This is a genomic window from Mastigocoleus sp. MO_188.B34 (genome assembly GCF_030065675.1).
GTDB lineage: Bacteria > Cyanobacteriota > Cyanobacteriia > Cyanobacteriales > Nostocaceae > Mastigocoleus.
Genome location: NZ_JASJDK010000042.1, coordinates 1 through 24,599 on the forward strand (window position 1 = coordinate 1; position 24,599 = coordinate 24,599).

At 36.7% G+C, this 24,599-nt stretch carries 18 protein-coding genes and 1 tRNA gene; 11 read left to right on the plus strand and 8 right to left on the minus strand.

The annotated features are described in order from the left end of the window. On the plus strand, positions 1–1,448 hold a 1,448-nt coding region (locus tag QNJ50_RS12210; protein ID WP_300635635.1), incomplete at its 5' end, for an alkaline phosphatase D family protein. Positions 1,449–1,487: 39 nt separating this feature from the next. On the opposite strand, the gene QNJ50_RS12215 is transcribed toward QNJ50_RS12210, so the two are convergent. Next, on the minus strand, positions 1,488–1,907 hold the full coding sequence (locus tag QNJ50_RS12215) for a hypothetical protein (RefSeq protein WP_300635637.1): 420 nt from the start codon (positions 1,905–1,907) through the stop codon (positions 1,488–1,490). A gap of 180 nt (positions 1,908–2,087) precedes the next feature. Here QNJ50_RS12215 and QNJ50_RS12220 point away from each other — a divergent pair, with 180 nt between their 5' ends. From QNJ50_RS12220 to QNJ50_RS12240, 5 genes are all read left to right on the plus strand, one after another. Next, a complete protein-coding gene (locus QNJ50_RS12220) occupies positions 2,088–3,158 on the plus strand; it encodes a glutathione S-transferase family protein (RefSeq protein ID WP_300635639.1) in 1,071 nt (356 codons plus the stop codon). A gap of 119 nt (positions 3,159–3,277) precedes the next feature. Then, positions 3,278–4,624: a glutathione-disulfide reductase gene (gorA, locus tag QNJ50_RS12225; protein ID WP_300635641.1), complete on the plus strand. Its 1,347-nt coding sequence runs from the start codon at positions 3,278–3,280 to the stop codon at positions 4,622–4,624. Between the two features lie 116 nt (positions 4,625–4,740). Next, the gene (gene gor, locus QNJ50_RS12230; RefSeq protein WP_300635643.1) at positions 4,741–6,120 is read left to right on the plus strand and encodes a glutathione-disulfide reductase; all 1,380 of its coding nucleotides are present in this window, start codon (positions 4,741–4,743) and stop codon (positions 6,118–6,120) included. Between the two features lie 164 nt (positions 6,121–6,284). Continuing rightward, positions 6,285–6,941, plus strand: coding sequence for a YqiA/YcfP family alpha/beta fold hydrolase (locus QNJ50_RS12235; protein WP_300635645.1), 657 nt, complete (start codon positions 6,285–6,287; stop codon positions 6,939–6,941). A gap of 242 nt (positions 6,942–7,183) precedes the next feature. Further along, the gene (locus QNJ50_RS12240; protein ID WP_300635647.1) at positions 7,184–8,344 is read left to right on the plus strand and encodes a histidinol-phosphate transaminase; all 1,161 of its coding nucleotides are present in this window, start codon (positions 7,184–7,186) and stop codon (positions 8,342–8,344) included. 32 nt (positions 8,345–8,376) lie between these two features. On the opposite strand, the gene QNJ50_RS12245 is transcribed toward QNJ50_RS12240, so the two are convergent. Beyond that, a complete protein-coding gene (locus QNJ50_RS12245) occupies positions 8,377–8,931 on the minus strand; it encodes a hypothetical protein (RefSeq protein ID WP_300635649.1) in 555 nt (184 codons plus the stop codon). A gap of 902 nt (positions 8,932–9,833) precedes the next feature. Then, positions 9,834–10,478: a GNAT family N-acetyltransferase gene (locus tag QNJ50_RS12250; RefSeq protein WP_300635651.1), complete on the minus strand. Its 645-nt coding sequence runs from the start codon at positions 10,476–10,478 to the stop codon at positions 9,834–9,836. Positions 10,479–11,759: 1,281 nt separating this feature from the next. On the opposite strand from QNJ50_RS12250, the gene QNJ50_RS12255 reads away from it, so the two are divergent. The 3 genes from QNJ50_RS12255 (at position 11,760) to QNJ50_RS12265 (ending at position 16,728) form a co-directional block, all read left to right on the plus strand. After that, a complete protein-coding gene (locus QNJ50_RS12255; RefSeq protein WP_300635652.1) occupies positions 11,760–15,275 on the plus strand; it encodes a response regulator in 3,516 nt (1,171 codons plus the stop codon). A gap of 70 nt (positions 15,276–15,345) precedes the next feature. Continuing rightward, the gene (locus QNJ50_RS12260) at positions 15,346–16,617 is read left to right on the plus strand and encodes a hypothetical protein (RefSeq protein ID WP_300635653.1); all 1,272 of its coding nucleotides are present in this window, start codon (positions 15,346–15,348) and stop codon (positions 16,615–16,617) included. A gap of 40 nt (positions 16,618–16,657) precedes the next feature. Next, positions 16,658–16,728: transfer RNA gene (locus tag QNJ50_RS12265), tRNA-Gly, on the plus strand. Positions 16,729–16,969: 241 nt separating this feature from the next. On the opposite strand, the gene pstB is transcribed toward QNJ50_RS12265, so the two are convergent. The 4 genes from pstB to pstS all read right to left on the minus strand — a co-directional run bounded on the left by pstB (position 16,970) and on the right by pstS (position 21,151). After that, positions 16,970–17,782, minus strand: coding sequence for a phosphate ABC transporter ATP-binding protein PstB (pstB, locus tag QNJ50_RS12270; protein ID WP_300635654.1), 813 nt, complete (start codon positions 17,780–17,782; stop codon positions 16,970–16,972). Positions 17,783–17,894: 112 nt separating this feature from the next. Beyond that, positions 17,895–18,791: a phosphate ABC transporter permease PstA gene (pstA, locus tag QNJ50_RS12275; RefSeq protein WP_300635656.1), complete on the minus strand. Its 897-nt coding sequence runs from the start codon at positions 18,789–18,791 to the stop codon at positions 17,895–17,897. Positions 18,792–18,811: 20 nt separating this feature from the next. Continuing rightward, complete coding sequence (gene pstC, locus QNJ50_RS12280) at positions 18,812–19,774, minus strand: phosphate ABC transporter permease subunit PstC (RefSeq protein ID WP_300635658.1); 963 nt, start codon at positions 19,772–19,774, stop codon at positions 18,812–18,814. 204 nt (positions 19,775–19,978) lie between these two features. Continuing rightward, positions 19,979–21,151 carry a phosphate ABC transporter substrate-binding protein PstS gene (gene pstS, locus QNJ50_RS12285; protein WP_300635660.1) on the minus strand — a complete coding sequence of 391 codons (1,173 nt, stop codon included), beginning with the start codon at positions 21,149–21,151 and terminating at the stop codon, positions 19,979–19,981. A 1,037-nt stretch (positions 21,152–22,188) separates the two neighbouring features. Here pstS and QNJ50_RS12290 point away from each other — a divergent pair. After that, the gene (locus tag QNJ50_RS12290; protein ID WP_300635662.1) at positions 22,189–22,776 is read left to right on the plus strand and encodes a biotin transporter BioY; all 588 of its coding nucleotides are present in this window, start codon (positions 22,189–22,191) and stop codon (positions 22,774–22,776) included. Positions 22,777–23,027: 251 nt separating this feature from the next. Beyond that, positions 23,028–23,507, plus strand: coding sequence for a signal peptidase II (lspA, locus tag QNJ50_RS12295; RefSeq protein ID WP_300635664.1), 480 nt, complete (start codon positions 23,028–23,030; stop codon positions 23,505–23,507). Positions 23,508–23,843: 336 nt separating this feature from the next. On the opposite strand, the gene QNJ50_RS12300 is transcribed toward lspA, so the two are convergent. Beyond that, positions 23,844–24,485, minus strand: a complete 642-nt coding sequence (locus QNJ50_RS12300; RefSeq protein ID WP_300635666.1) for a hypothetical protein — start codon at positions 24,483–24,485, stop codon at positions 23,844–23,846. Positions 24,486–24,599 lie beyond the last annotated feature (114 nt).

The window sequence follows — 24,599 nt, forward strand, 5'->3', positions numbered from 1 at the left end:
AGACTTTAACTGTTGGACCAATTTTAGGGTCTGTGACTGGTAATAATGCTCGTATATTTGGTCGTGGTAAATACGAACAATATACTCAAGCCTTATTCAAATGGTGGAATTCTCTTTTTGATAAAAAACTTCACTATTTTGGCATAGCAAGAATTCGCCCAGGTGGAGAATTAAATTTTCAAAGACCAAATATTTTCAGAATAAATCCTAATTTCGATATGACTGGGGTAGTAGTTTTCAATAATCTCCTACCCGAAAAAGATTATGAATATCAGATTGGGTGGGTTAAATGCTACCGAAAAAATTTGGAAAATCTTGAAGGAGAAAGATTTGATTGGTCTAATGTTCCAACATATAAATTTAAAACAGCAGCAACAGACTCTGATCGAAATCGTTCATTTATTCTTGGCTCCTGTCGCTATTTACTACGAATATTAGGAAGCTCTTTATTTGATGACCGGGGTGACAAAACTTTTAGATCTATTTTACGGCAAATAGATTCAGGGGTCGAAACTGACGGATTAATTATGGTTGGCGACCAAATATACGCTGACGATCTTAACTTTATTGCTGCAGACCAAAAAATCCATCAGTTTTTTAAACGTTATCAAGAAGCATTTTCCCAACCATATATCCGCAAATTGATGGCGCAAGTCCCAACCTACATGACCTTGGACGATCATGAAATTGAAGATAATTGGCCGTCCAAAGCCTCAGAAAAAGATTTGGTGACTCTTTTCCCTGTGGCAATTCATGCATATATGACTTATCAACTGAGTCATAGCCCATTATTTGAACTATCAGAAGATAAAAGTAAGATTACTGGTACACCAACAAAATTTTGGTATACCTTTAACGATGGTTGTTGTGATTTCTTTATTACTGATACTCGAACTGAACGTTATTTAAGTGATGAGGAAACTGAAAGACAAATCATTAGTAGTCAACAGATGCAGGCAATTAAAACTTGGTTAACTAATGATTCCAGAAGAATAAAATTTATTGCATCATCAGTCCCATTTTTCCCTGATTCTAAAACAAAAAGTTCTGATAAGTGGAGTGGTTTTTTATCCCAGCGTACCGAATTAATTGACTTTATTTTCAGGAATAAAATTAAACCAGTTATTTTTCTATCTGGTGATGTTCACTGTTCAATGTCAGCAGAGTTAATATGCCCAGAACAACCTAATTTTAAAATTATTTCTGTTGTTTCTTCTGCTTTCTTTTGGCCCTATGCCCATACTCAAGCTAGTAGTTTTCAGTTAGATGGGACATTAAAAACTTATTCGTCCCATTCTTATAAATTAGTTAATGTTACCCCTGTTTATTCCAATGATAATTTTACTAGGGTTAGTGTTGAGAAAGAATCCTTAGGTAAAAGTAATTTAAAAGTGGAGGTATTTTCTCGGAAAGGAAAACTAATACACACAAAAGAATACGGTTTATAATCCTTAAAATATGTGAAGTACAATATAAAAATAAATAATTTAGTTTACTGAGATTTGTTCATTAATAGCTTCTAGTTTCTCTTCATTTTGAATTATTTTTTCTTTCAAGTCTTCATTCTCTATTTTTCTTACCTGACTCTGAAATTTTTGTATCTCAGGATTCAACTCTTTTAATTCTCGAGTGACTGATGGTTTTGTAGACTTGAGAAGTCTATTATATTTTTGCTGTAATTCTTTATAAGCCTTATCTATTTCCTCCAGTTCTTCAACTTTATTTTTTAAGTCCTGATTGATTCTTTGGACGCTATTAATATTTTTGCTAAGATTTATTTTTGAGTTTGCAACTTCAACCGAAACGCTAGTTGCAAAAATTGATGATACTGTCAAACCTGTTGTAAGCGATAATAATGAGATACTCAAAGAGTACCAAAACACTTTAGGAATACTTGAAATATCCATATTTTTCTGGTCTAACCTCATTCAATTAAGTGTTACACGGTAAATTATAAAACTTACTAAATAATCTGCTAAATAATTTTTGGCACAATTTACCTTAGTAAATCTTATGTTTTACAACAGTATGAATGAGATGATTTCCGGGTAAATAAGCATAATAATTAAATTAAAAAACTTTTGTATATGAACAAACAAATCAAAAAAAAAGGTAAGTCTCTCCCATCTGGTTTCATTATCAAACTTGGTAAGTTTGTTTGGACAACCATGTGGAAATTCATGATGTCTAATCTTGCTCCTCGTAGTAAGACCGGAGCATATGTTCGTCCTGAAAGTCAGTTTAGAAATTTTATTGGTACTACTGATACTAGTACCCTTGATATTGCTACCCTTGATATTAATAACCCCGAAAATACCTATCCACCAGCAAAAGGGCGTTATCGTCTTTATGTTGGATTAGGATGTCCTTGGGCTCATAGAACTTTAGTTGTAAGAGCACTAAAAGGTTTGGAAGATGCAATAGAAGTATCAATAGTATCTCCTTCCCCCGACCAAGGAATTTGGATTTTCCCCCAAGAGGAAGAAGGTTTGCGCACGCTCCCAGAACTATATAATCTTGGGTCACCAGGTTACCAAGGACGTTGTACCGTTCCAGTGCTATGGGACAAGCAAACTCAAACAATAGTTAACAATGAAAGTGCAGAGATTATTGTCATCCTAAATTCTCAGTTCAATGATTTTGCTACTAACCCCACATTAGACCTTTATCCAGAACAATTGCGATCGCAAATAGATGAGTGGAACGAAAAAATCTACCATGCAGTTAATAATGGGGTATATCGTTGTGGATTTGCTCAAACTCAATCAGCCTATGACCAAGCTTGTGATGAGTTATTTACAACTTTGGATGAGATTGATGCAGTCTTAGAAACAAATCGATACTTGTGTGGAGAAGAATTAACCCTCGCAGATGTGCGCTTATTTACTACTTTGTTTCGTTTTGATATTGTGTATTACGGCTTATTCAAGTGTAACCGTCGTCGAATTCTAGACTATCAAAACTTGGGTTCTTATTTGCGCGATCTTTATCAACTTCCCAAAGTATCAGAAACTTGCGATCTAAATAGTATTAAGCAGGATTACTACGGAAATTTGTTCCCCCTTAACCCAGGTGGGATAATTCCCTCAGGTCCGGATATTAGTAATCTTTGGGAACCACACAATCGGGAAAATTTTAGTGAAAAAGTGGTAAGTTAAATACAAAAATCAAAAACAAAAATCTTCACATTAGATTTGAATATCCCTCCTTAAGATACTCACCTGATACTTAGAGATTTTCTATCCTTAGAGTTGTTGACAAAAAGTACAAAGTAAATATGGCATTCGATTACGACTTATTTGTGATTGGTGTTGGATCTGGGGGTGCAGCGGCAGCTAAAACCGCAGCTAAATACGGCATTCGTGTTGGAGTCGCAGAAAAAGAAGCCCTTGGTGGAACATGCTTGAATCGTGGCTGTATACCCAAAAAATTTATTGTTTATGCAGCTGACTTCGCCTTGAAAAATCGAATGGCTCATGACTACGGTTGGAGCGGTGGTAAAAGACATTTTAGTTGGTTGCGTTTTATTAATTCCGCACATCAGCAAATTAAAAGTATCCAGGAATCTTATCAAGAGACACTTCAGAAGGCTGGGATTGAATTATTCCGGAGTCAGGCAAAATTTATTGACGAACATACAGTTGAAGTTGACGGACGCAACATTACAGCCGAAAAATTCTTAATTGCGGTGGGTGCGCAACCAACAAAACCCCATATTCCAGGTATCGAATATGGCATTACTTCCCGCCAAATTTTTAAGTTACCCCATCTTCCAAAACGTCTTGCAATTGTTGGTGGTGGTTACATAGGAGTGGAGTTTGCCAGCATGATGAACGCTTTTGGTTGTGAAGTAACTGTAATTGATACCAGTGAAATCATTTTGTCTGGATTCGATAGGGACATTCGTCGCCACGTTCAAAATGGATTGAGCAATAGAGGAATCCGTTTTATTCGTAATAGTACGGCAAAAGCAATTAAATTTTGTGAAGACAATTTGTTGTTAACTATTGCTGGTCATTCCCAAAAAATTATGACCGCAGATAGTGTTCTGATTGCTACCGGTCGCGCTCCCAATACCAGTAATTTAGGTTTGGAAAATGCAGGAGTTAAATTAGGAGAAAATCAAGAAATCCTAGTTGATGAATATAGTCGTACCACCCAGGAAAATATTTATGCTGTGGGGGACTGTACAGATCGCTTGCAATTAACCCCTGTAGCCAAAGCAGAAGCAACGGCTTTTGTTAAAACAGTCTTTGGTAATCAGCCCCAAACCGTGAATTATGAACATGTCCCTTCTGCTGTTTTTACCCGTCCGGAAGCAGCAAGTATAGGAATGAGCGAGGAAAAAGCCAGAGAAAAATTTGGTGATTCCATCAAATGCTACCAAACTAAGTTTCAGCCCTTGATATCTCAGTTAACAATTAAAGATGAACAAGCTTTAATGAAGTTAGTGGTAGAAGGAGAATCCGAGCGAGTTTTAGGCGCTCATATGGTAGGAGAACATGCTGCTGATATTATTCAAAGTTTAGGCGTTGCTATTCGTAAAGGTATTACCAAACAAGATTTAGATGATACCATTGCCATTCATCCCACTACCGCAGAAGAATTTCTCACGTTAAATTAAATTGAGGATGAAAATGACAAGGTTAGAGTAAATAAATACGTTTGTATTATTTATTCTTTATCTTCGGTAATTCCTCTAGGATTTAATAATTACAAGAGATACTCATTTTTAAGTATATGTCATACGACTACGACCTATTTGTGATTGGTGCTGGTTCTGGTGGTTTAGCAGCTTCCAAACGTGCTGCGAGTTATGGAGCAAAGGTAGCGATCGCTGAAAACGATCTAGTAGGTGGAACTTGTGTAATTCGCGGTTGTGTTCCTAAAAAGTTAATGGTCTATGGTTCTCATTTTCCTTCTTTATTTGAGAGTGCTGCTGGTTATGGTTGGAAAGTCGGTGATGTAGAACTTGACTGGGAAAAATTCATTACTTCTATAGATAACGAAGTTAAACGACTTTCGCGATTACATATTAGTTTTTTGGAAAAAGCGGGTGTCGAACTAATTACAGGTCGTGCTAGCCTGATCGACCCCCATACAGTAGAAGTAGATGGGCGTAAATTTACAGCTGATAAAATTTTAATTGCAGTTGGTGGACGTCCTATTAAACCAGATTTACCTGGTATGGAACACGGTATCACCTCGAGAGAAATCTTTTATCTCAAAGAAAAACCAAAGCATATTGCCATAATTGGTGCGGGTTACATTGGTACCGAGTTTGCTTGTATTATGCGTGGTTTGGGTTGTGAAGTTACCCAAATTATTCGCAAAGATAAGATACTCAAGGGTTTTGATGTGGATATCCGCAATAATATTCAAGAGGGAATGATTAACCATGGTATCCGCCTCATTACAAATACTGTGGTTGAATCCGTAGAGAAAGTATCGACAGGCTTAAAACTAAATTTATCTGGGGAAACAAAAGAAACGATCGCTGCTGACGTATTTTTAGTTGCAACCGGTCGCGCTCCAAATGTCGATGGATTGGGTCTAGAAAATGCAGGTGTTGAACTGGTCGATAGTTCTGTTGAAGGTCCAGGATATGGCACTATAGATGCAATCAAAGTCAATGAATACAGTCAAACGACACAAGCCAATATTTATGCTGTCGGTGATGTAACTGAAAGAATTAACTTGACTCCGGTAGCAATTGGTGAAGGTCGAGCATTTTCTGACAGTGAATTTGGTAATAACCGTCGAATATTCAGTCATGACAAAGTAGCTACAGCAGTCTTCTCCACACCGGAAGCAGCAACGGTAGGTATGACGGAAGCACAAGCTAAGGAAAAATTTGGAGAAAATGGCGTCAAAATTTACCGCAGTCGCTTCCGTCCAATGTTTTATACTTTGCCAGATCAACAGGAAAGGACAATGATGAAGCTGATAGTCCATGCCGAAAATGACGAGGTTTTGGGCGCGCATATGGTCGGTGACTACGCTGCGGAGATTGTTCAAGGTGTAGCGATCGCAGTGAAAATGGGAGCAACAAAGAAAGATTTTGATGCTACCGTTGGTATTCACCCCTCATCAGCAGAAGAATTTGTCACAATGCGATGATTTAAGGAATTTTCACAATAGAGGTTTCACAATAATATACCTTTTATTAGGGCGCACCGCCGTGCGCCCCCTACAGGCAAAAATAATGATTCGTATAACTTGCGACAACTCTTAGGAAATTTACTTATTCCCCGTTCCCTATTCCCTGTTCCCTGAATAAAAAATTGCAATATATCTACCTTCATGGCTTTGCATCTAGTCCGAACTCTAACAAAGCCCGTTACATAGAACAACACTTCGCAGAGAATAAAATTAATTTGAGAATTCCCGATCTAAATAATAATGATTTTTCTCATTTAACAATTACGCGACAAGTAAAGCAAGTTACCGCATATTTCGACAATGTAGAGTTACCTGTAACTTTAATTGGTTTCAGTTTAGGGGGATTAACTGCAGTTCATTTGGGAGAAAAACACCCAATAGTGAAGCGCTTGATATTACTCGCTCCAGCTTTTGGATTTTTATCCCATTGGTTAGCAAAACTCGGAGAAGAAAAAATACAGCGTTGGAAGCAGGAAAAATATTTAATGGTTTATCACTACAGGGAAAAACGGGAACTACCTTTGAGTTATGAGTTTCTTAAAGATGCAACCCAATATTCAGAAGAAATATTAAAACGTCCCATTCCAACTTTAATTTTGCATGGGAAAAATGATGAGGTTATTCCCATTGAAGCTAGTCGTGATTTTGCTCGTCAACGTCCTTGGGTTAAATTAGTTGAGCTTGATAGCGACCATAGTTTAGGTGATGTGCTTCCTCAAATATGGCAGGAAATTCAAAGTTTTTGCTGGAATTATTTTGAATTTAAATTTGAAACCTAACTCAAACTTAGGAATGTAGATTAAATAAAGTACAAAAGTAGGGTGTTGTTAGCATCGCGTAACGCACCATTCCAAATTTCAGAGTTGCAGTTTATTAAATTCTCATTCCTTAAATTTAAACTTGAGCTTGAGTTCGAGCGGAAAATGCATATATTACTAGTAATGAATCTTGCGAAACTCGGTTTAGCAATATAGCATCGAAGTTAATATTCAATTTTTGTATCTACTGCTCGTTTACTCTTATGCTTCCCTTTATTCGTTCCGATTTAGCTAAGTTCAGCGCTTACAAACCTCATCCTGGTAGCAATACAGCAGAACCCGTTGCTACGCAGCTTGACCGTTTGGATACCAATGAAAGTCCCTACGACTTACCAGTTGAATTGAAACAAAAATTAGCTTCTGACTACGAACGGATAATTGAAACTAATCGCTACCCTGACGGTGGACACGAACAACTTAAGAACGCGATCGCAGGATATGTAAATGAGTCTGCATCTCTTTCCCCAAATACTTGGACTGCGAATAATATCTCTGTTGGTAATGGTTCTGATGAATTAATCCGCTCCATCTTAATTGCAACTTGCTTGGGAGAAGGTTCAATATTAGTTGCAAATCCCACATTTTCCATGTATGGAATTACTGCTAAAACCCTTGGTATTCCTGTAGTAGAGGTAGGGAGAAATCAAGAAAACTTTGAAATAGACTTAACATCAGCACAAGCAGCTATAGAAAAAACTCAAAATCCACCAATCCGAGTAATTTTTGTCGTTCATCCTAACTCTCCTACAGCTAATCCTTTAACTAAAGCAGAAATAGACTGGTTAAAAAAAATACCTGACAATATTTTAGTAGTAATCGATGAAGCTTACTTTGAATTCTGTCAGCATAGCTTAGTTAGTGAATTGCAAAATCACTCTAATTGGATAATATTACGCACATTTTCCAAAGCTTTTCGGTTAGCATCGATGCGAGTTGGATATTGCGTAGCTAATTCAAATTTAATTGCGATTCTGGAAAAAGTTCGTCTACCTTACAATCTTCCTAGCTTTTCGATTGCAGCAGCTTCAATTGCAATACTAAACCGTCACATTCTATTAGAAACTATTTCCCAAACTATCTCAGAGCGGATAAAATTTATTGAGACTTTCTCTACATATCCAGAATTAAAAATTTGGCAAAGTTCAACTAATTTCGTTTTTCTAAAACTCCAGCAAGACTTGCTTAATCCCGAAAAAAAAGACTTCGTAACTCTTACTCAAAAACTAAAAGACAACGGTACTCTTGTCAGACAAATTAGTGGTGGGCTAAGAATTACTATTGGAACTCCAGAAGAAAATATCCGAACAATAAAAAGATTAAAAACTGTTTTAAACAGTCTTTATCCCCAAGTTACTGCTAAATAATTAGACTTAAGACTTAGATGAAATAATTAAAATTAATAATCAGAAACACCTGTTTTTTGGGAAGCCAAACCTCTAACTTTTATCACAGTTTGTGGTAAGACCCCGACTAACATTGCAAAAGCTTCTGATGGTAACTCAGATACAATATCAACTGGAAAATATTCTTCAAACTGGTCGAGAATCTTTTGTACTCTTTGCTGTGGAACAGAATTTTCTGTAATTTGCTTAATCAATCTCACCCATTGACGCCTAATCAAATAAGCTTTTTGGCGTTCTTCGTGGGATTCGGGAGTTAATAAAGAAAGATTTCCTATTGGTAGTAAACCATAACAATCTAAGTCATAATTACCACCAACAACAGCACCAGGACCTGCAAACTCTGCGTGGTAACGCTTGAATAAAATTAATCCATTTCTTCTGCGACTATTTACCATCAGCACTTTACCACTGCGCAGAGTCGTAAGTAGGTCAGAACATTCTTCTCGCTCTCTTTCGTCAGGGATAACAATACACTCAAATAATCTAGTGTTAGGGTAATAAGTAGATACCATAGAATTTTGATAGCGTAGGCGCTTTTCGCTATCCATTTGTGTTTGTCAAGAGTTTTGATAGTTTTTATACTAGTCTAGCTTTTTCAAAGCTAAAGTCAGCTTTTAATTTATTTTTTCATCACTAACAACTTTTTCAGCTATTGAAACTAGAAATAGCAAAAACAGTCATTATCATTTGATTGATTGATCATATTTTATGATACATGACTTTGTTTGTCTGCTAGCAGTCTATGGCTTTACTTAAATTTTCGATAAAGATGGATATTTTGCTGACAAAGTTAGTATAAGGATTATCAAATTTGTTTTAATTTTTATAACTTAATATCCAACGACGACAAATAAAGAATTTCTATCTTTAAGGTAATTGACATTATCAGAAATATTATTGTGAGTATCAAAAAAAGTTAATAAAATATTTTGTAATTAAATCTTCTTGCATTAATCTTCTTGCATTAAACTTCTGAATTTAAAATAAGCAAATATTTTCGTGCAAAATATTTTTATTGATTTCACAACCTCACAAATTATTTATTTGAAATTGCTATTTTTAGTAACGAAAATTCATTGAGTGGGTATAAAAAAACCACCCAAAACATGAAAAATTATTAAATTTCTATGGGAAAAAATAAGATTCAATAGAGTTTAATGACAAAATACATTATTTAATGTACTACTTTCATAATATAGGACTTACGCAACCGAGTTAACCTGAACGTATGAATAAGGTTTTGAGTGTCACGCACGACCGGTGTATTGTGACAATTACGTAAGTTCTGATAATATTTATGATTAATTTCTTTTCATAGTCTTTGTGTGACTCAAAAACAATGAAAAATATTACAGCAAGTCAAAATTTGATTTTTTAGACGAGCGCGAAAATTTAAGTTAATGTATCGAATTTTTGAACGAAAAAAAACTAAACAAAATGAAACAAATAATTAAGATTTTAGATCTTTATTCAAATGTTTGTGTAAAAAAATCTGTTGAGATCTTCGGAATATAAAACTATTCCAACTAAATTCTACTTTCTGTACGCGATATCCTTGTTTGAAATAAAGTTGCTGTGCTTGATGATTATTTTCTAATACATGGAGATATATGTCTTGAAAACCCCAAGCAAGAGCAACTCGCTCGCAACTAAGTAATAAGCTAGAAGCCACCCCTCTTCGACGATAGTTTGGATTGACCGCCAAATTTGAGAGATAAGGAAAGTTACGACCACTTTGTGTCCAGGAATCACTAAAGCGCACGCCCAATTCAACACTTCCCACTAAATTATTTGATTCATTACCATTTATATCAACAGCCACTAAACAAATGTGGTGAGGTGCTGATAACGCAAGACGATGTCGTAAATCTTCATAAATACCCAAACGTAATAAAGGAAACAGCAAACCCCAAACACCACTTTGAGAGTGGAAGCTTTCAGCAATAATTTGGGCTACAGCACTGAGATCGTCTGGGTTGGCTGGACGGATTTGCAATGGGGATGAAATTTGATTCGTAACGGATGTAAATATATCTTGGTTAGATTGATTATAAAACCAGGGTCTTAAAGGAAACCTAGAGTTAACTTTTTTCAAAGATTTATTTCTAATAAATATAAATTTCTATTATGTCTGTGGAAAACATTCACCTAACATCGACTGCCGAATTAATATTCAACACAATAAAAACAAGGCTTCAATTATTGTTTTCAATTATGTCAGATAAAGTACATTTAAGTAAGATAGACGGGTTGGGATAAATTTAAATTGAAAATTATATAGGATAAGCTCATTAAGTATAAAATCATAATTCTGAGCATACAATTTAGTTACTGTGGATCGTCAACCTAATGAGGTTATCGGACAATCAATATGTATATTGGCTCCTACTAGGGTTTCCTGGTAGTGGAAATCAGGCGGTTCAAAACCATCAAGCCAATTTTAGTAGATTGTTGCCCATCTTTGAACATAATTCAGGATGATTGATGTAGTTGTTATGGGTTCACACAATAAAGTTAATTACTGCTTTAAGGAATATACAGTCAAATCGAAATTTTAATCAAAAATCAATTATCATTTTATTTCTACTTTAAGTGAGTATTGGTAAACTATTTGCATTGATTTTTGAGAGTGTGGGGAAAACCTTAATTATAGAGAATCAATCAAACTGAGCTTGCAAATAATAAAACTTTAACTAGTAGCTGCATAAATAATATTTGAGTTTCGCTCCTAGAGGTCACCCATATTAGTAAAACAGAGTATTTATAATATTATGCTCAAATACTATGCTTCTCATCGGCATATTGAAAATATATCATGCCATCATGCCCGAGTTTTTGTAGTTACGCAATACTAAAATACCGTTCAAGGCTAGAAATACTTACCAAGATCGCAAAGAGAGTTTGTTTATCCCATGCCCACAAGTATAAAAGCTGCCCATGATTAATTTTATTGCTCTGATGTTGCCCAATCGCCAAGTAAGCCTCAATATAAATATTTATTGGAATATGTTAGGGATGAGATAAAGACGGGAAAACTTAGATATACGACTGCAGTTAATTTTTCCTCATTCGTTAAAACTGCAGATGGAATGAAATTTTTCTTACTGGAGGTGAAGCAAAATTTGGCAAGCAAGCATCGATTCTGTAAAACTAATACTTATAATTCTAGAACATAGGGTGTACAAAAGCAGATGGCAATCCGCATTAGCGATCGCCAACAAGTAGCTGTGAAGAAAATTATTATTTTATTTTATTTAGCAGTCATGTAGGCTTTGAGTCTTACTGGTCGAATGATCTGCTTGTGCCCGATTGAGAGGTATGTATAACTGATGAGATTATTGTTTATCCGACTGCCATTGCAGCAGGAAAGCGGTGCATGAGTTCCCAAGCAAACAAAAAGTCGAAAATTTTGGTCGTTGATGACGAACCTGATAACCTAGATTTGCTTTATCGCACTTTCTATCGGGAGTATAAGGTGTTGAGAGCAAATTCTGGTCCAGATGCTCTTGATTTGTTGGCAAAAGAAGAAGATGTGGCGGTGATTATTTCCGATCAACGGATGCCAATGATGAGCGGTACTGAGTTTTTGAGCTTAACAGCAACTCAATATCCCGATATAATGCGGATCATTTTGACCGGTTATACAGATGTAGAAGATTTAGTAGAAGCAATTAATTCTGGTAAGGTATTCAAATATGTTACTAAACCATGGGAAGCTGAAGAACTAAAGGCGGTAGTACGCCAAGCTCTTGATACCCATAACGTTCTTAAAGCTCGTACCCGTGAAATATCTCGTAGCCTGCGTCAACAATATTTACTCAACACCGTAACTGGGACTATTCGCAGCACCTTAGATTATCGACAAATCTTACAAACAATTGTTGATAGCGTAGGGGATATGCTAGAAGCAGATGTTTGTTTGTTACGCCCATTCTTGGATGGGGAGTTAGCAGATGAAAAATTCATTTATCAAAACCCTTCTCTTGCAGTCAAACAGAATAGCAATGAACTGCAATCGCTAGAAACAAGCAGTAATGAAATAGGTTCATCATCTTCGTTGACAGATTCTTGTTTGGCGGAAACTGTATGGGAAACTAGAGAAGTATTAGCAATCCCAGATGTTACGGCAGATTCTGTAATACAGGCAGAGACTGTGCAGTCACAAGAGCGCATGCGTGCATTTAACGTTTCTGGAATCCGTTCTAGTTTGATAGTGCCACTCATTTGCCGCCAAGAATTGATGGCAATGTTAGCATTACATCAATGTCAAAAATCTCGGATTTGGGAAGAAGATGAAGTCGACTTAGTAAATGTGGTCGCAGATCAGGCAGCTTTAGCCTTATCACAAGCCTACGCTTACGAACGCGCCCACGCTCTTGCCAAAAAAGAAGCGTTAACTAATACAATCACAAGTGCCATTCGATCAAGCTTGGATCCTGAAGATATTTTTGCTGCTATTACCGAGCAATTAGGGCAAGCATTGCAAGTAAATGCTTGTGTGCTATCTCTATGGACAGATTCAGATGAGTTTACCGAATGCGTAGGTTATTACCAAAGCTTAGAAACCATTCCTAACTCTTCAGTCAATCTTATCGAGCGAACAAAGGAGCAGCGTAATTCTAATTCCAAGGAATTGCTACAGCTACAAATCCCCATTGAAGGTCATCCGATATTACAGGAAATGTTGAGAACGCAACAACCAGTAATAATTAGGGATACAAAAGCATGGATACACCAATTACAGGGATTTGAGTTACATGAGGGAATAGCAGCAAAATCCTTAATGCTTGTACCTTTGTTGGCAGATGGTGAAAGTATTGGCAGTATTACGCTATACGAATACAATGAAACTCGTAAGTGGCTACCTTCAGAAATTGAGTTAGCAAAAACGGTTGCAGCACAGGCTGCGATTGCAGTACAGCAGTCACATCTTTATCAAAAAACTCGGGAACAGGCTGAACGTCTGTTGGAATTAGATAAACAAAAAACTGAATTTTTTCAAAATATCTCCCACGAGTTTCGTACTCCGATTACTTTAATTCAAGGACCTTTAGAATCAGCAGTAACTTCACAGCAAGGTTTATCAGCATCTCAAAGCAAAATTGCTTTGCGAAATTCGCGGCGTTTGCTCAGGCTTGTCAATCAATTATTAGACTTACAACGCTTGGATGCAGGTAGGATGCAACCAAAATTTCATCCTTGTGATTTAGTAGAATTCGTTCATCAAATCGTTGAATCATTTCGTCCATACTGTGAGAGAAAGGGGCTGAAATTAGTTACAGAACTTGAAACATGCCCCAATATATACTTAGATATAGAAAAATTTGATAAGGTCGTTTACAATCTCCTTTCCAATGCGATGAAGTTTACCCCCGAAGGTGGAACCATCGCGATTAGAGTTAGACCTAACCGTGAAAATTGCATTTTGCAAGTGCAGGATACTGGAATCGGGATTAAGCAAGAACAAATTGCTCATTTATTTGAACGCTTCCGTCAAGCAGAGGGTTCAGAAAATCGTTCCTATGAAGGAACTGGTTTAGGCTTGGCGTTAGTTAAAGAATTAGTGGAGGTGCATGGAGGTCAAGTTACTGTTCAGTCAGAATATGGGGTTGGAACCATATTTACAGTTTCATTGCTCCCTGGTAGTGAGCACTTAAATCTCGAACAAGTACAAGAGACTTTAGCAGAAATAAATCCTAGCCGTGCAAATGTTGAATTAGCAGATTTAGATTTATTGGAGTCTCAAGAGCAAGAAAGAGAAAATCAGTTAGGAATAGAAGATGAAAGTAATTCTTCACTTTCACCAACATCGCCACTAATTTTGGTTGTTGATGATAATCCAGATTTGCGAGCTTATGTTTCTGGAATACTCCGTGAAAACGGCTATAGGGTAAAGACTGCACGTAATGGTTCCGAAGGTTTTGAGGAAGCAAAAGCAATTACACCTAACCTAATTGTTACCGATTTAATGATGCCGATTGTTACCGGGTTGGAAATGATCCAAATGATTCGTAGTGAGGAGAATTTGAAGGGTATTCCAATTATTTTACTGACTGCAAAAGCTGATGAAGACAGTCGGGTAGAAGGTACAGAAAGGGGAGCAGATGCTTATTTAGCAAAGCCTTTTAATGATCGCGAATTATTAGCAGAGGTACGAAATCTTTTAGCTTTAAAAGAAAACGAACAACGAGTAGTGGAGTTAAATACTTATTTGACCCAATCAGTACTGAACCGTTTTTTACCCCCCATACTAGTTAACAGAGCTGCAACGGGCGATTTAGTCTTAGATTTGCGACCAGAGCCCCGCCTCATTACGGTTTTATTTAGCGATATAGTAGGTTTCACACAGCTAGCAAATACCCTTAGATCGCGAAGAGTTGCAGAATTGCTCAATCAATATTTAGAAGCAATGACCAAAGCAGTGTTTGATAACGGTGGTACGGTAGACAAATTTATGGGAGATGCCATACTAGCTTTGTTTGGCGCACCTGAAGAACTCACGCCGAACCAACAAGTCCATCGTGCGATCAACACAGGTCGTGCAATGATGCGATCGCTTGCGGAATTAAACCAACAATGGTCAGAACAAGGTTTATTTGAAACAGATGGACGTAATGGTTTGCAATTCCGTTGTGGTATTCATCAAGGGACTGCTGTTGTGGGAATGTTTGGTAGTTCAGAACGTGCAGATTATACTGCGATTGGTCCGAGTGTAAATATTGCTGCAAGGTTACAACAAGCAGCAGAACCTGGTACGATACTCGTTTCTGCTGCTGTCGCTGATTATTTAAAGGATGAAGAGATAACAAAAGGTAGCTCTTTAGGACTAAAAGGTGTTGATGAGACAGTTTTAACTTTTATTATTAACCCTGAAGTCGTGGCAAATCGCTAACATAAGAGAAGCAAATTAACTATTATAAATAAGTAATAGCACTGACGGTAGACGGAAGTGTAGTTTTTTTATGACACAGTCTATTAGTGATCGAGTCTCGACTGCGACTAAAAATCAACAAAAGCATGCAGATCCACCAGGCTTGTGGATAGTTTTATTTTTTAGTTCTGTTGTTTTGCATTTACTTGCTTTGTTGCTGCTAGCTCAATATAAGTTTAGTTCTGATTCTGCGGGAAGTTCTTCCTCTGTAGTTCCAATTGAATTAATAAGAATTTCTTCTGATAAAAAATCTTCTGTGAAACCAAATTTAAAGCCAAAGCCTAAACTTAAATCTGAATCACAAACAAAAATAAATTCACAGCTATCTTCACAAGTAAGCAGATCTCAGAAATTAAATTCAGCATCTCCACCACAGAAAACAAAAACTGATTTAGAAAATCAAGACTCCAGCGGAGTTGATGTTATTAAACAGCAAGAACTAGCCCAGCAAAAGCTTCAGCAGCAAATAGCTGAGCAGAAACTTGAAGAAGAACTTTTACAACAAAAGCTTCAACAACAAATCACCGAACAGAAACGTCAGGAAGATCTTCTACAACAAAAACTCGAGCAACAAAAACTTGCTCAACAAAAGCTTGCTCAACAAAAGCTTCAGGAACAAATCGCCGAACAAAAACGCCAGGAAGATCTTCTACAACAAAAACTTGCACAACAAGAGCAACAAAAACCAAAAAATGAATCTTCAGACCCTCAAACAGATACTTCTGAGCAAGACAGTAAGAATCAAATTCCGAATGAAAAAATTATCGAAAACAGTAGTTTAGAAACTGAAGACCTACCCGATCCAAAGATAGCCAACAATAAGCCTTCCGAAAACGATCTTAATAACGATTTAAATGGAAGTACAGGAGAGCAGGAAGACTTAAAAAATCCATTTCCAAATCCCAATCAATCAGATATCATAACGGATGGAGGAAAACCTCTACCAGAATCTAATATTGGAGGATTTGTCGCAACTTGGGAAATCGATCGCACTGCTTTGAAAAAAGATATACAAGATAAAGCAGCTGACATAACGAGCAGGAGAAAAGAATTTGACCTTAAAGAGATAAATTCTCTGTCGCTATCGACTGAAAATATTCTCGAGCCAACTGAATTTGAAGCAGTGATATTTATTAATCAAGATGGTAGTTTCAACAGTTTGTTAGCAAAACCACCTAAATACCAAGAGTATGCAGAAAAAATTTTCCAAGACCGAGAATATGTCCCTGCTGAAAGCGGTGGTAGATCTCCTGAATTAAGTCAAATTTTGGTAAAAGTAAAAATCATGCCTCGTCAACCTTGATTTTTACATATCGGCATGTTATTCTGTATAAGTCAAAAACGCGGGCGTAGTTTAGTGGTAAAACCATAGCCTTCCAAGCTATTGATGCGGGTTCGATTCCCGCCGCCCGCTTTCTTAATTTATAGGATTTTATATTTATAGGCTTTTATAATTTATATGTTTATAACCTAAGATTATAAACATATTTTTGAAGTATAACTTAAATCTAGGTCTAATTTATACTTCAAAGATATTATCGTTGATAAATAATAATTCAAACAGTTTATCAATTACAATAAGCTTCTTACAAAAGGAAAAGCTAGGGATAGATGATTCCCTAGACAGTTTTTTTAACTGATTTTTCGGACTTTTTTTAACCGAACCTACCGCTGATATATTCTTGAGTCGCTTGTTGCTTGGGATTTTGGAAAATAGACTCTGTGCGATCGTATTCCACAAGATATCCAGTACGACCCTCAGATGTATTAACGTTAAAGAAAGCTGTCATATCAGATACTCGAGAAGCCTGTTGCATGTTGTGAGTCACAATTACAACAGTATATTGTTTTTTGAGTTGATGAATTAATTCTTCTACTTGCAGGGTAGATATTGGGTCTAATGCCGAGCAAGGCTCATCCATTAAAATTACATCGGGTTGAGTTGCGACAGCACGAGCAATACACAAACGTTGTTGTTGTCCTCCAGAAATAGATAAACCGCTTTGGCGTAGTTTATCTTTGACTTCATCCCATAAAGCAGCTTGTTTTAAGGAACGTTCTACCAACTCATCCATGTCCCCTTTGTAACCATTAATTTTGGCTCCAAAAGCAATATTGTCGTAAATAGATTTGGGGAAAGGATTGGGTTTTTGGAATACCATTCCAATTCGACGTCTTACCTCTACAGGATCGATGTCGGGCGCATACAAATTTTCACCGTAGTAATATATTTTGCCTTCTGCTCTGAATATTTCAATTAAATCGTTAAGACGATTGTAGCATCTGAGTAAAGTACTTTTACCACATCCAGAAGGTCCAATAAAAGCTGTAACTTGATTTTTGGGGATATCTAACCAAATATCCTTCAAAGCCAAGAACTTACCATAATAAACATTGACTCCCTCTGTTCGTAAAACAGTATCGAGACTAGTGTCAGCGCTATCGGCTTTGTGAAGGTCGGTAGTCATAGATAATATGCCATTATTCAAATGTAAATGAGAGTCTTTAAGTAGTAAAAATCTTGCAATTAAAAATCTTGCAATTAAAAATTTTGCAACTTAGAATATCAAATTGATTTGCTTAATACTTTTTCTGTGCTGTTGCTACACGAGCAATGATACTGGTCAGCAAAACCAGTAACACTAAAATCAGAGAAGCAGCCCAAGCAAGTGACTGTTGGTTGGGATAAGGAGAAGTTGCGAATTTATAAACTAATACAGCCAAAGAGGCGATCGGTTGGTCGAAACCACTAAACGCAAACTGATTAAATTGAGCCGTAAAAATTACTGGTGCAGTTTCTCCTGCTGCACGAGCAACAGCTAAAGTTGTACCAGTCACAATAGCTGGTAGAGCTGATGGTAGTACTATCTGTGCAACCGTTTGAAATTTAGTACATCCCAAACCTACGGCTGCTTGTCGCAAATCGTTAGAGACTAACTGTAGTGCTTCGTCTGTGGTTCGGACGATAATTGGTAACATCAAAATTGACAACGCAAAACCACCAGCAATGGGTGAAAAATTAACTATCCTTGTGGAAATCAAAATACCATAGGCAAAAACACCGGCTATAATTGAAGGCACACCACTTAAAATGTTTGCCGCAAAGCGCACCCACCGAGCTATTTTCCCAGAACTAAATTCAGTAAGATAAATTGCTGCTAAAACTCCAAAAGGGACGCTAATTACACTACCAATTCCTACTAGTAAGAGCGTTCCAACAATAGCATTGCGAAAACCTCCGCCAGTTTGCTCGAGAGGGGTTGGTGGTAATTCTGTAAAAACACTCCAGTTTAAACTGCCAAATCCTTTAATGAGTACATAGGAAAGTACCATTAACAATGGCAACAATGCTAATGCACCACATGTAAATGCGACAACGTTCATGAATGAATTGAACAGGGTTCGGGGAGAACTTGAAGAACGTTTCAAATTAACTTTGGCGAGTCCTCCAGGCTGTTCGGAAAAGCTAGAAGTCATAATTGAACATACCTCTGATGTTAGAGTTTCTTCACCCGTAGGACTACTAATTCAGCTAAAACATTGACTACTAAAGTAAGGAAAAACAAAATTAAAGCTGCATACATTAAAGCTGCAATTTGAATACCATCAGCTTCTGCAAATTGATTCGCTAACAAAGAAGCAATTGTGTTAGCCGGAGCAAACAAAGAAGCTTCAATTTTATTGGAATTACCAATAATCATTGTTACAGCCATTGTTTCCCCCATTGCTCTACCTAGTGCCAACATTACAGCGCTGACAATACCAGAAAAAGCTGCGGGTACCAAAACTTTTAAAATTGTTTCCCAACGGGTTGCACCTAAGCCAACTGCAGCTTCCCGTAAATTACGAGGTACAGAAATTAAAGCATCCCGAGAAATCGCAGTAATAATTGGCAAAGTCATAACTGCCAGAATGATTCCTGCTGGTAACATACTTGGACCTTCTAAGGTTCCTGAACTGGGTGTTCCAAAAATTGGCAGCCAGCCAAAGTACTGATTGATCGCTCCTGCAAGGTCTCCTAGGAAAGGAATTAAAACAAAAATTCCCCAAATACCATATACAACACTAGGAATTGCCGCTAGTAATTCGACTAAAAAGACTAATACTGTTCTAATTGAGACCGGAAGCAAATTTTCACTCAGTAGAATTGCAGTACCAACACCAATGGGTACAGCAATTAGAAGACCAATAAAAGAACTGACCAAAGTACCGTAAATTACGGGTAGTGCTCCATAGCTTTCTCTGACAGGATTCCAAGAACTTTGACTAATAAAATTAGCCCCGAACTCTTGAATTGCAGGTAAAGCTTGAATTGCAACCTGAACTGCAATTGTTAACAATACAGCTGCTACAGCCAGTGCAAAAACCCGTGTCAACGAAACAAAACCTTTATCGAGTGACTTATCCAACTTCGAACGGTGAGGAAGTGCCGAACGAACACCTTGGGGATTTGTAGTCATGGAAATATTTACCAATCAAAAATATTAACCCATATTGAATTATGGTCAAACACAGAAAAATGTGGGAGCGAACCACATAAATGTATTAGTCAGCAGTTAATTGTGAATTTTATTTGTTAATAGATATTATCAACGATCGTGCTTCACAATTCATCGTTTCGTTGTAATTACACTTAACGCAAAGCGTAGGATGCCACTTATTGACTACTTACTTGCTTGAGAAGCACCTACAGCAATTTGATAGTCAGGACTGATGGCATCAGCTGCTGCTGCAACTTTCTGAACTACATTTTCTGGTAAAGGAACGTAGCCCAATTCTTTGCTCACCTTCTGACCTTCAGTTAAGCCATATTCAATCATTGCTTCCATGGCTTTAGCCTTAGCTGGATTGTCATATTTCTTATAAGCCAAAATCCAACTGTAAGTCACGATGGGATAAGATTCTGCACCTTCTGGATCTTCAATGAAAGCGCGGAGATTTTCTGGCAAAGTTACAGCAGATAAAGTTTTAGATGCAGATTCATCTGTTGGGGTAACAAATTCTCCATCTTTATTTTGCAAAGCAGCAAAAGTTACATTATTGTTTTTTGCGTACCCATACTCGATGTAACCAATTGAACCCTCAGTTTGCTTGATTTGGGCTGTGACACCTTCGTTGCCTTTTCCACCAACTCCGACAGGCCATTCTACAGTTTTACCTGCACCCACTGCCTCTTTCCACTCTGGGCTAATAGCACTTAAATGCTTGGTAAATACTCCTGTAGTACCACTACCATCAGCACGGTGAATCACCGTAATATTTTTGTCTGGCAGATTTACTCCTGCGTTGTCTTTGGCAATTTTAGGATCGTTCCACTTATTGATTTTACCTAGAAGAATTTCAGTGTAAGCTTCTCTGGATAACTTGAGTTCATTTACTCCGGGTAAGTTATAAGCAAGTACCACACTACCAGCAGTCATTGGCAGTAAAAGTACGCCTCTGTCTTTAGAAATCTTAGCAATTTCTTCATCCTTCATTGCGACGTCACTCGCACCAAAGTCAACGGTTTCTGCAGTAAATTGTCTTACACCAGCACCACTACCAACGGATTGGTATGTTACTTGTAAATCAGGGTTTTTCTCGTTTAAACCTTTAAACCAGGTTTGATATAGAGGTGCCGGGAAAGATGCACCAGCTCCATTAAGATTAACTTTTCCACCTAAATCTAATTTGCCACCACTGGCTGTAGTATTAGTGGCATCACCGGTTGTTCCTTCGGCATTTTCACCACCCTCAGGTTGTTGTCCGCCACAGGCTGCTAAGGAAACTGTTAATGCAAATACAGAAAGAGTCTTGAGAATTCTAGAAGTATTATTTACAGGGTTAGAAAAAAGCATGGAGGTGTTGTTATTAATTTTGCTGCTGAGCGATTATAATATACCGCGTCAGAGTAAAGGCAAGGTTAACAAAGTATAGATTTTCAACCACTAACAGAGTAGCAAAATTAAAGTTTAATTATCTTTACTTAGTGGTTTTTTAGATACATTAAATTACCAAATTTTATATGTAAATGATACTGAATTTAGTTTAATTTTAAATGTATTTACTGATGCCGAAATAACTGTTAATTAAATAGCTATTTATCATTACCGAATATACTACTAGAAAAGAAACAAAATAAGTTTCATGATTTTATTTTTTTGATGAAGTTTTCTTTCGTGATACGCGTGCCTAACCAGAGTCTACGCTTAAATACTTGCAAATCAAAAATGATATCAAATATCCATATTTGAAAATGACTAGCTGTAAGGCTGAGAATCTGACTCTTCAATATGAACATTTTGCTGCTAACAGAAGCGAAATTAAATATGATTTCGCTTCTGTTAGCAGCGTACGTATTACTAATTCAACAATCACTTAAGATTTAACAATCATTGGAGTTAGCAGTAGCACAAAAGTACTTAATGTAATAAATGACCAAAGTTAACGGTCAAATTTGTCTCAAAACTTTTGTAGCACAGAGTATCAATAAATTAAAGGGTTAACTGTTTTTAGTGTTAATGTTGCTTGTCGCAGGGTAATAAACTAATTTTAGGGTCACAAAATGAAGCTGAAATATACTTTTGAACTTTGTGAAGGTTATTAAGTACCCTAAAGAACTAGCGAATAAAGCTCAATGAGGCTATGCTTAATATTGTTTGCGCTCGCAAAATAAGTTATTGGCTGTTGATAAAAATAGTATTTTATATTTGATATCAAGCCATCGAGATAGAATTAATTGTCAATAGAAAAGTAAATATATCTCTTTTTCTTGTTATCTTTTTATTTTATCTTGTAGCGAATTTGTCAGGATTGTAATTTTCTGAGTAAAATTTTTATCATTATTTTTTACCCAGATTTAAAATCCAAAACTCTGATTAATCTATATTAACTAATGTTGGCTGCATCCAATCAATTACTATGGTCTATGATTGGCTTACTGCTAACTATGGGTGGAACTTTTTTAGAAGCATATTTTACCACCCTGCCTTTTGGTTGGAGTAAGCAAGGAATTCAGACTTTTTCTTTAGGTGTTACTTATCAAATCGGCGCAGTTTTGCTCGTCGGTTGCTTGGGTGGAAAGAATGCTGGAGCGCTTTCCCAAATTGCTTATTTAGTAATGGGTTTAACTTTGTTGCCTGTTTTTGCTCAAGGTGGGGGTATTGGCTATGTGAAGCTAGCACACTTTGGGTATTTGCTTGGTTTTATCCCCGGAGCTTGGTTATGTGGCTTAATTGCCTTTAAAGCCAGACCAAAACTAGAAACTTTAGCATTTAGTTGTTTAGTAGGCTTGTTTACCGTACACATCTGCGGTATTAGTTATTTGTTTATTAGCTACTTTTTTCAGTTTAAAGGTATGGAGGCTTTGAGTTTAACAGAAGCAATTCTAAAATATTCTTGGTTCGCACTTCCGGGGCAATTGGTAGTAGTATGCGCTGTGACAGTACTTGCATACGTTCTAAGACATCTAATGTTTTATTAGGAGTTATTATTGCGAAGGGTTTATTTTTGTCCCCTCCATTGGTTGATCGTGGTTTTAGAATAACTAATTTAAAAATCACTACTTTGAAGATGAGTTTATGGCTAAAACCTGAATCCTGTAATTTTTTAAGATTTCTGTTCCCCTTGAATTACCCTGGTTTATTAATTAAATTTCCTTTTTCGTAATGTTTGATATTTGTTTTACTTCCTGAAATTTTTCAAGTTCCATTAACGAGCACCCAATCATTGATTATGAGTTTTAAAAATCGCTTTTTTTGGATTGCTGCTTTATCTATGCTTGTTTTGGATCAATTAACCAAATTTTGGGTTCAACAAGACTTTAGCTTGAAACAGACACAAGCACTCATACCAGGCGTCTTCCATTTTACTTACGTACATAATTACGGCGCAGCATGGAGTTTATTTAGCGGACATGTAGGTTGGTTGCGCTGGCTTTCCTTAATTGTTAGCGTAGGATTAATTGCTTTTGCAATATTTAGTCCAACTTTAAATCGCTGGGAGCAATTTGGTTATGGCTTTATATTAGGCGGTGCTGTAGGTAATGGTATAGATAGGTTTATGTTAGGCTATGTAATCGATTTCTTACACTTTAAGTTGATTAATTTTCCAGTTTTTAATATTGCAGATGTATCTATTAATATCGGTCTTGCTTGCTTGTTGATTAGTTATTTTCAAAAAAAACCCGACAGTAATCAGCATAAACTGAGATAACTTATTTAATTTTATATTTAACTTTTAGTTTTATTTTTATTATTTTAGCTTTCGAAAGCCTGTTTAAATCATTGGTGGTCAGCTAAACAAACAGGCAAATATCTTCACAAGACTTAATTTTACTATATATAAAGGACGAGCCATATAGCTCGCCCCTGAAAATATCTCAAATATTTTTGTTATCCAAATTAAAGTTAATTATTCACTAAAAACTGTAATTTGGTATCAGAACACCTTATAGGAAAATCCTTAAGAGTGTTAATCTTTGGAAATCGGAATTTATCTCAATCTTCAACGGAACTCATGTGTCGTATAAGATTAATTTCAAGACACAGACTAAAATCCGCTTTGACTATCTGAACTTTGATCTGGGGTCGCAGGAGTATTTAAATTTGATGAATCATCATTTGAACTGCTGTCTGGTGTTTGCATATTATCTGGAGCAGAACTATCAGGAACTGTAATTTCCTGCTGATTCATGTTTTGATTTTGGATTCTTTCCTGCCGATTTGTATCTTGCTGAATTATGTCGCCAGATTGGTCAGAATCTGGTGTAACTTCATCTGTTGTGCTGTCAGGTGTGGGATTGATATTTGTTGAATCTGAATCTGTTGCATCCGGAGTTACTGCATCTGGAGTTGTAGTACCAGGTGCGGGAGTAACAGGATTGATGTTTGTCGCATCCGGAACTGTTACATCCGGAGCTGTTACATCTGGGGTTGTAGTATCTGTTGTGTCTGTAGTATCTGCCGGTACAGTGATTTTTTCGGCGTCAGTATCACCTGTGGTTGCTTGGGATCCTTCGCAACGGCTATTCCATGGAGTTTTCTCACATAAGATCTCCATACCCTCTGCACTGATGTTGATATCTTCTGCACTGGGAGCCTTAGATTCTCCTTCTGCTTGTACTACTGCTGCATTACCTGCTAATGCTAGGGTCAAAACAGTCCCAAAAAGGGTAAATAATTTTCCCTTCATAGTAAATTTAGCCTCCTCAACATAATACTCCGCTCATTAAATCAGACTATAACATTTAGAAAATCTTCCCATGTGGGGATGTATATTTCTACAAGATAGTGTTCATCTATGTAA

What these genes read in the sequence shown, in the direction of transcription:
- QNJ50_RS12215 (WP_300635637.1), bottom strand. Translation starts at nt 1,907, where the DNA reads ATGGATATTTCAAGTATTCCTAAAGTGTTTTGGTACTCTTTGAGTATC.
- QNJ50_RS12220 (WP_300635639.1), top strand. Translation starts at nt 2,088, where the DNA reads ATGAACAAACAAATCAAAAAAAAAGGTAAGTCTCTCCCATCTGGTTTC.
- gorA (WP_300635641.1), top strand. Translation starts at nt 3,278, where the DNA reads ATGGCATTCGATTACGACTTATTTGTGATTGGTGTTGGATCTGGGGGT.
- gor (WP_300635643.1), top strand. Translation starts at nt 4,741, where the DNA reads ATGTCATACGACTACGACCTATTTGTGATTGGTGCTGGTTCTGGTGGT.
- QNJ50_RS12240 (WP_300635647.1), top strand. Translation starts at nt 7,184, where the DNA reads ATGCTTCCCTTTATTCGTTCCGATTTAGCTAAGTTCAGCGCTTACAAA.
- QNJ50_RS12245 (WP_300635649.1), bottom strand. Translation starts at nt 8,931, where the DNA reads ATGGATAGCGAAAAGCGCCTACGCTATCAAAATTCTATGGTATCTACT.
- QNJ50_RS12255 (WP_300635652.1), top strand. Translation starts at nt 11,760, where the DNA reads ATGAGTTCCCAAGCAAACAAAAAGTCGAAAATTTTGGTCGTTGATGAC.
- QNJ50_RS12260 (WP_300635653.1), top strand. Translation starts at nt 15,346, where the DNA reads ATGACACAGTCTATTAGTGATCGAGTCTCGACTGCGACTAAAAATCAA.
- pstB (WP_300635654.1), bottom strand. Translation starts at nt 17,782, where the DNA reads ATGACTACCGACCTTCACAAAGCCGATAGCGCTGACACTAGTCTCGAT.
- pstA (WP_300635656.1), bottom strand. Translation starts at nt 18,791, where the DNA reads ATGACTTCTAGCTTTTCCGAACAGCCTGGAGGACTCGCCAAAGTTAAT.
- pstC (WP_300635658.1), bottom strand. Translation starts at nt 19,774, where the DNA reads ATGACTACAAATCCCCAAGGTGTTCGTTCGGCACTTCCTCACCGTTCG.
- pstS (WP_300635660.1), bottom strand. Translation starts at nt 21,151, where the DNA reads ATGCTTTTTTCTAACCCTGTAAATAATACTTCTAGAATTCTCAAGACT.
- QNJ50_RS12290 (WP_300635662.1), top strand. Translation starts at nt 22,189, where the DNA reads ATGTTGGCTGCATCCAATCAATTACTATGGTCTATGATTGGCTTACTG.
- lspA (WP_300635664.1), top strand. Translation starts at nt 23,028, where the DNA reads ATGAGTTTTAAAAATCGCTTTTTTTGGATTGCTGCTTTATCTATGCTT.
- QNJ50_RS12300 (WP_300635666.1), bottom strand. Translation starts at nt 24,485, where the DNA reads ATGAAGGGAAAATTATTTACCCTTTTTGGGACTGTTTTGACCCTAGCA.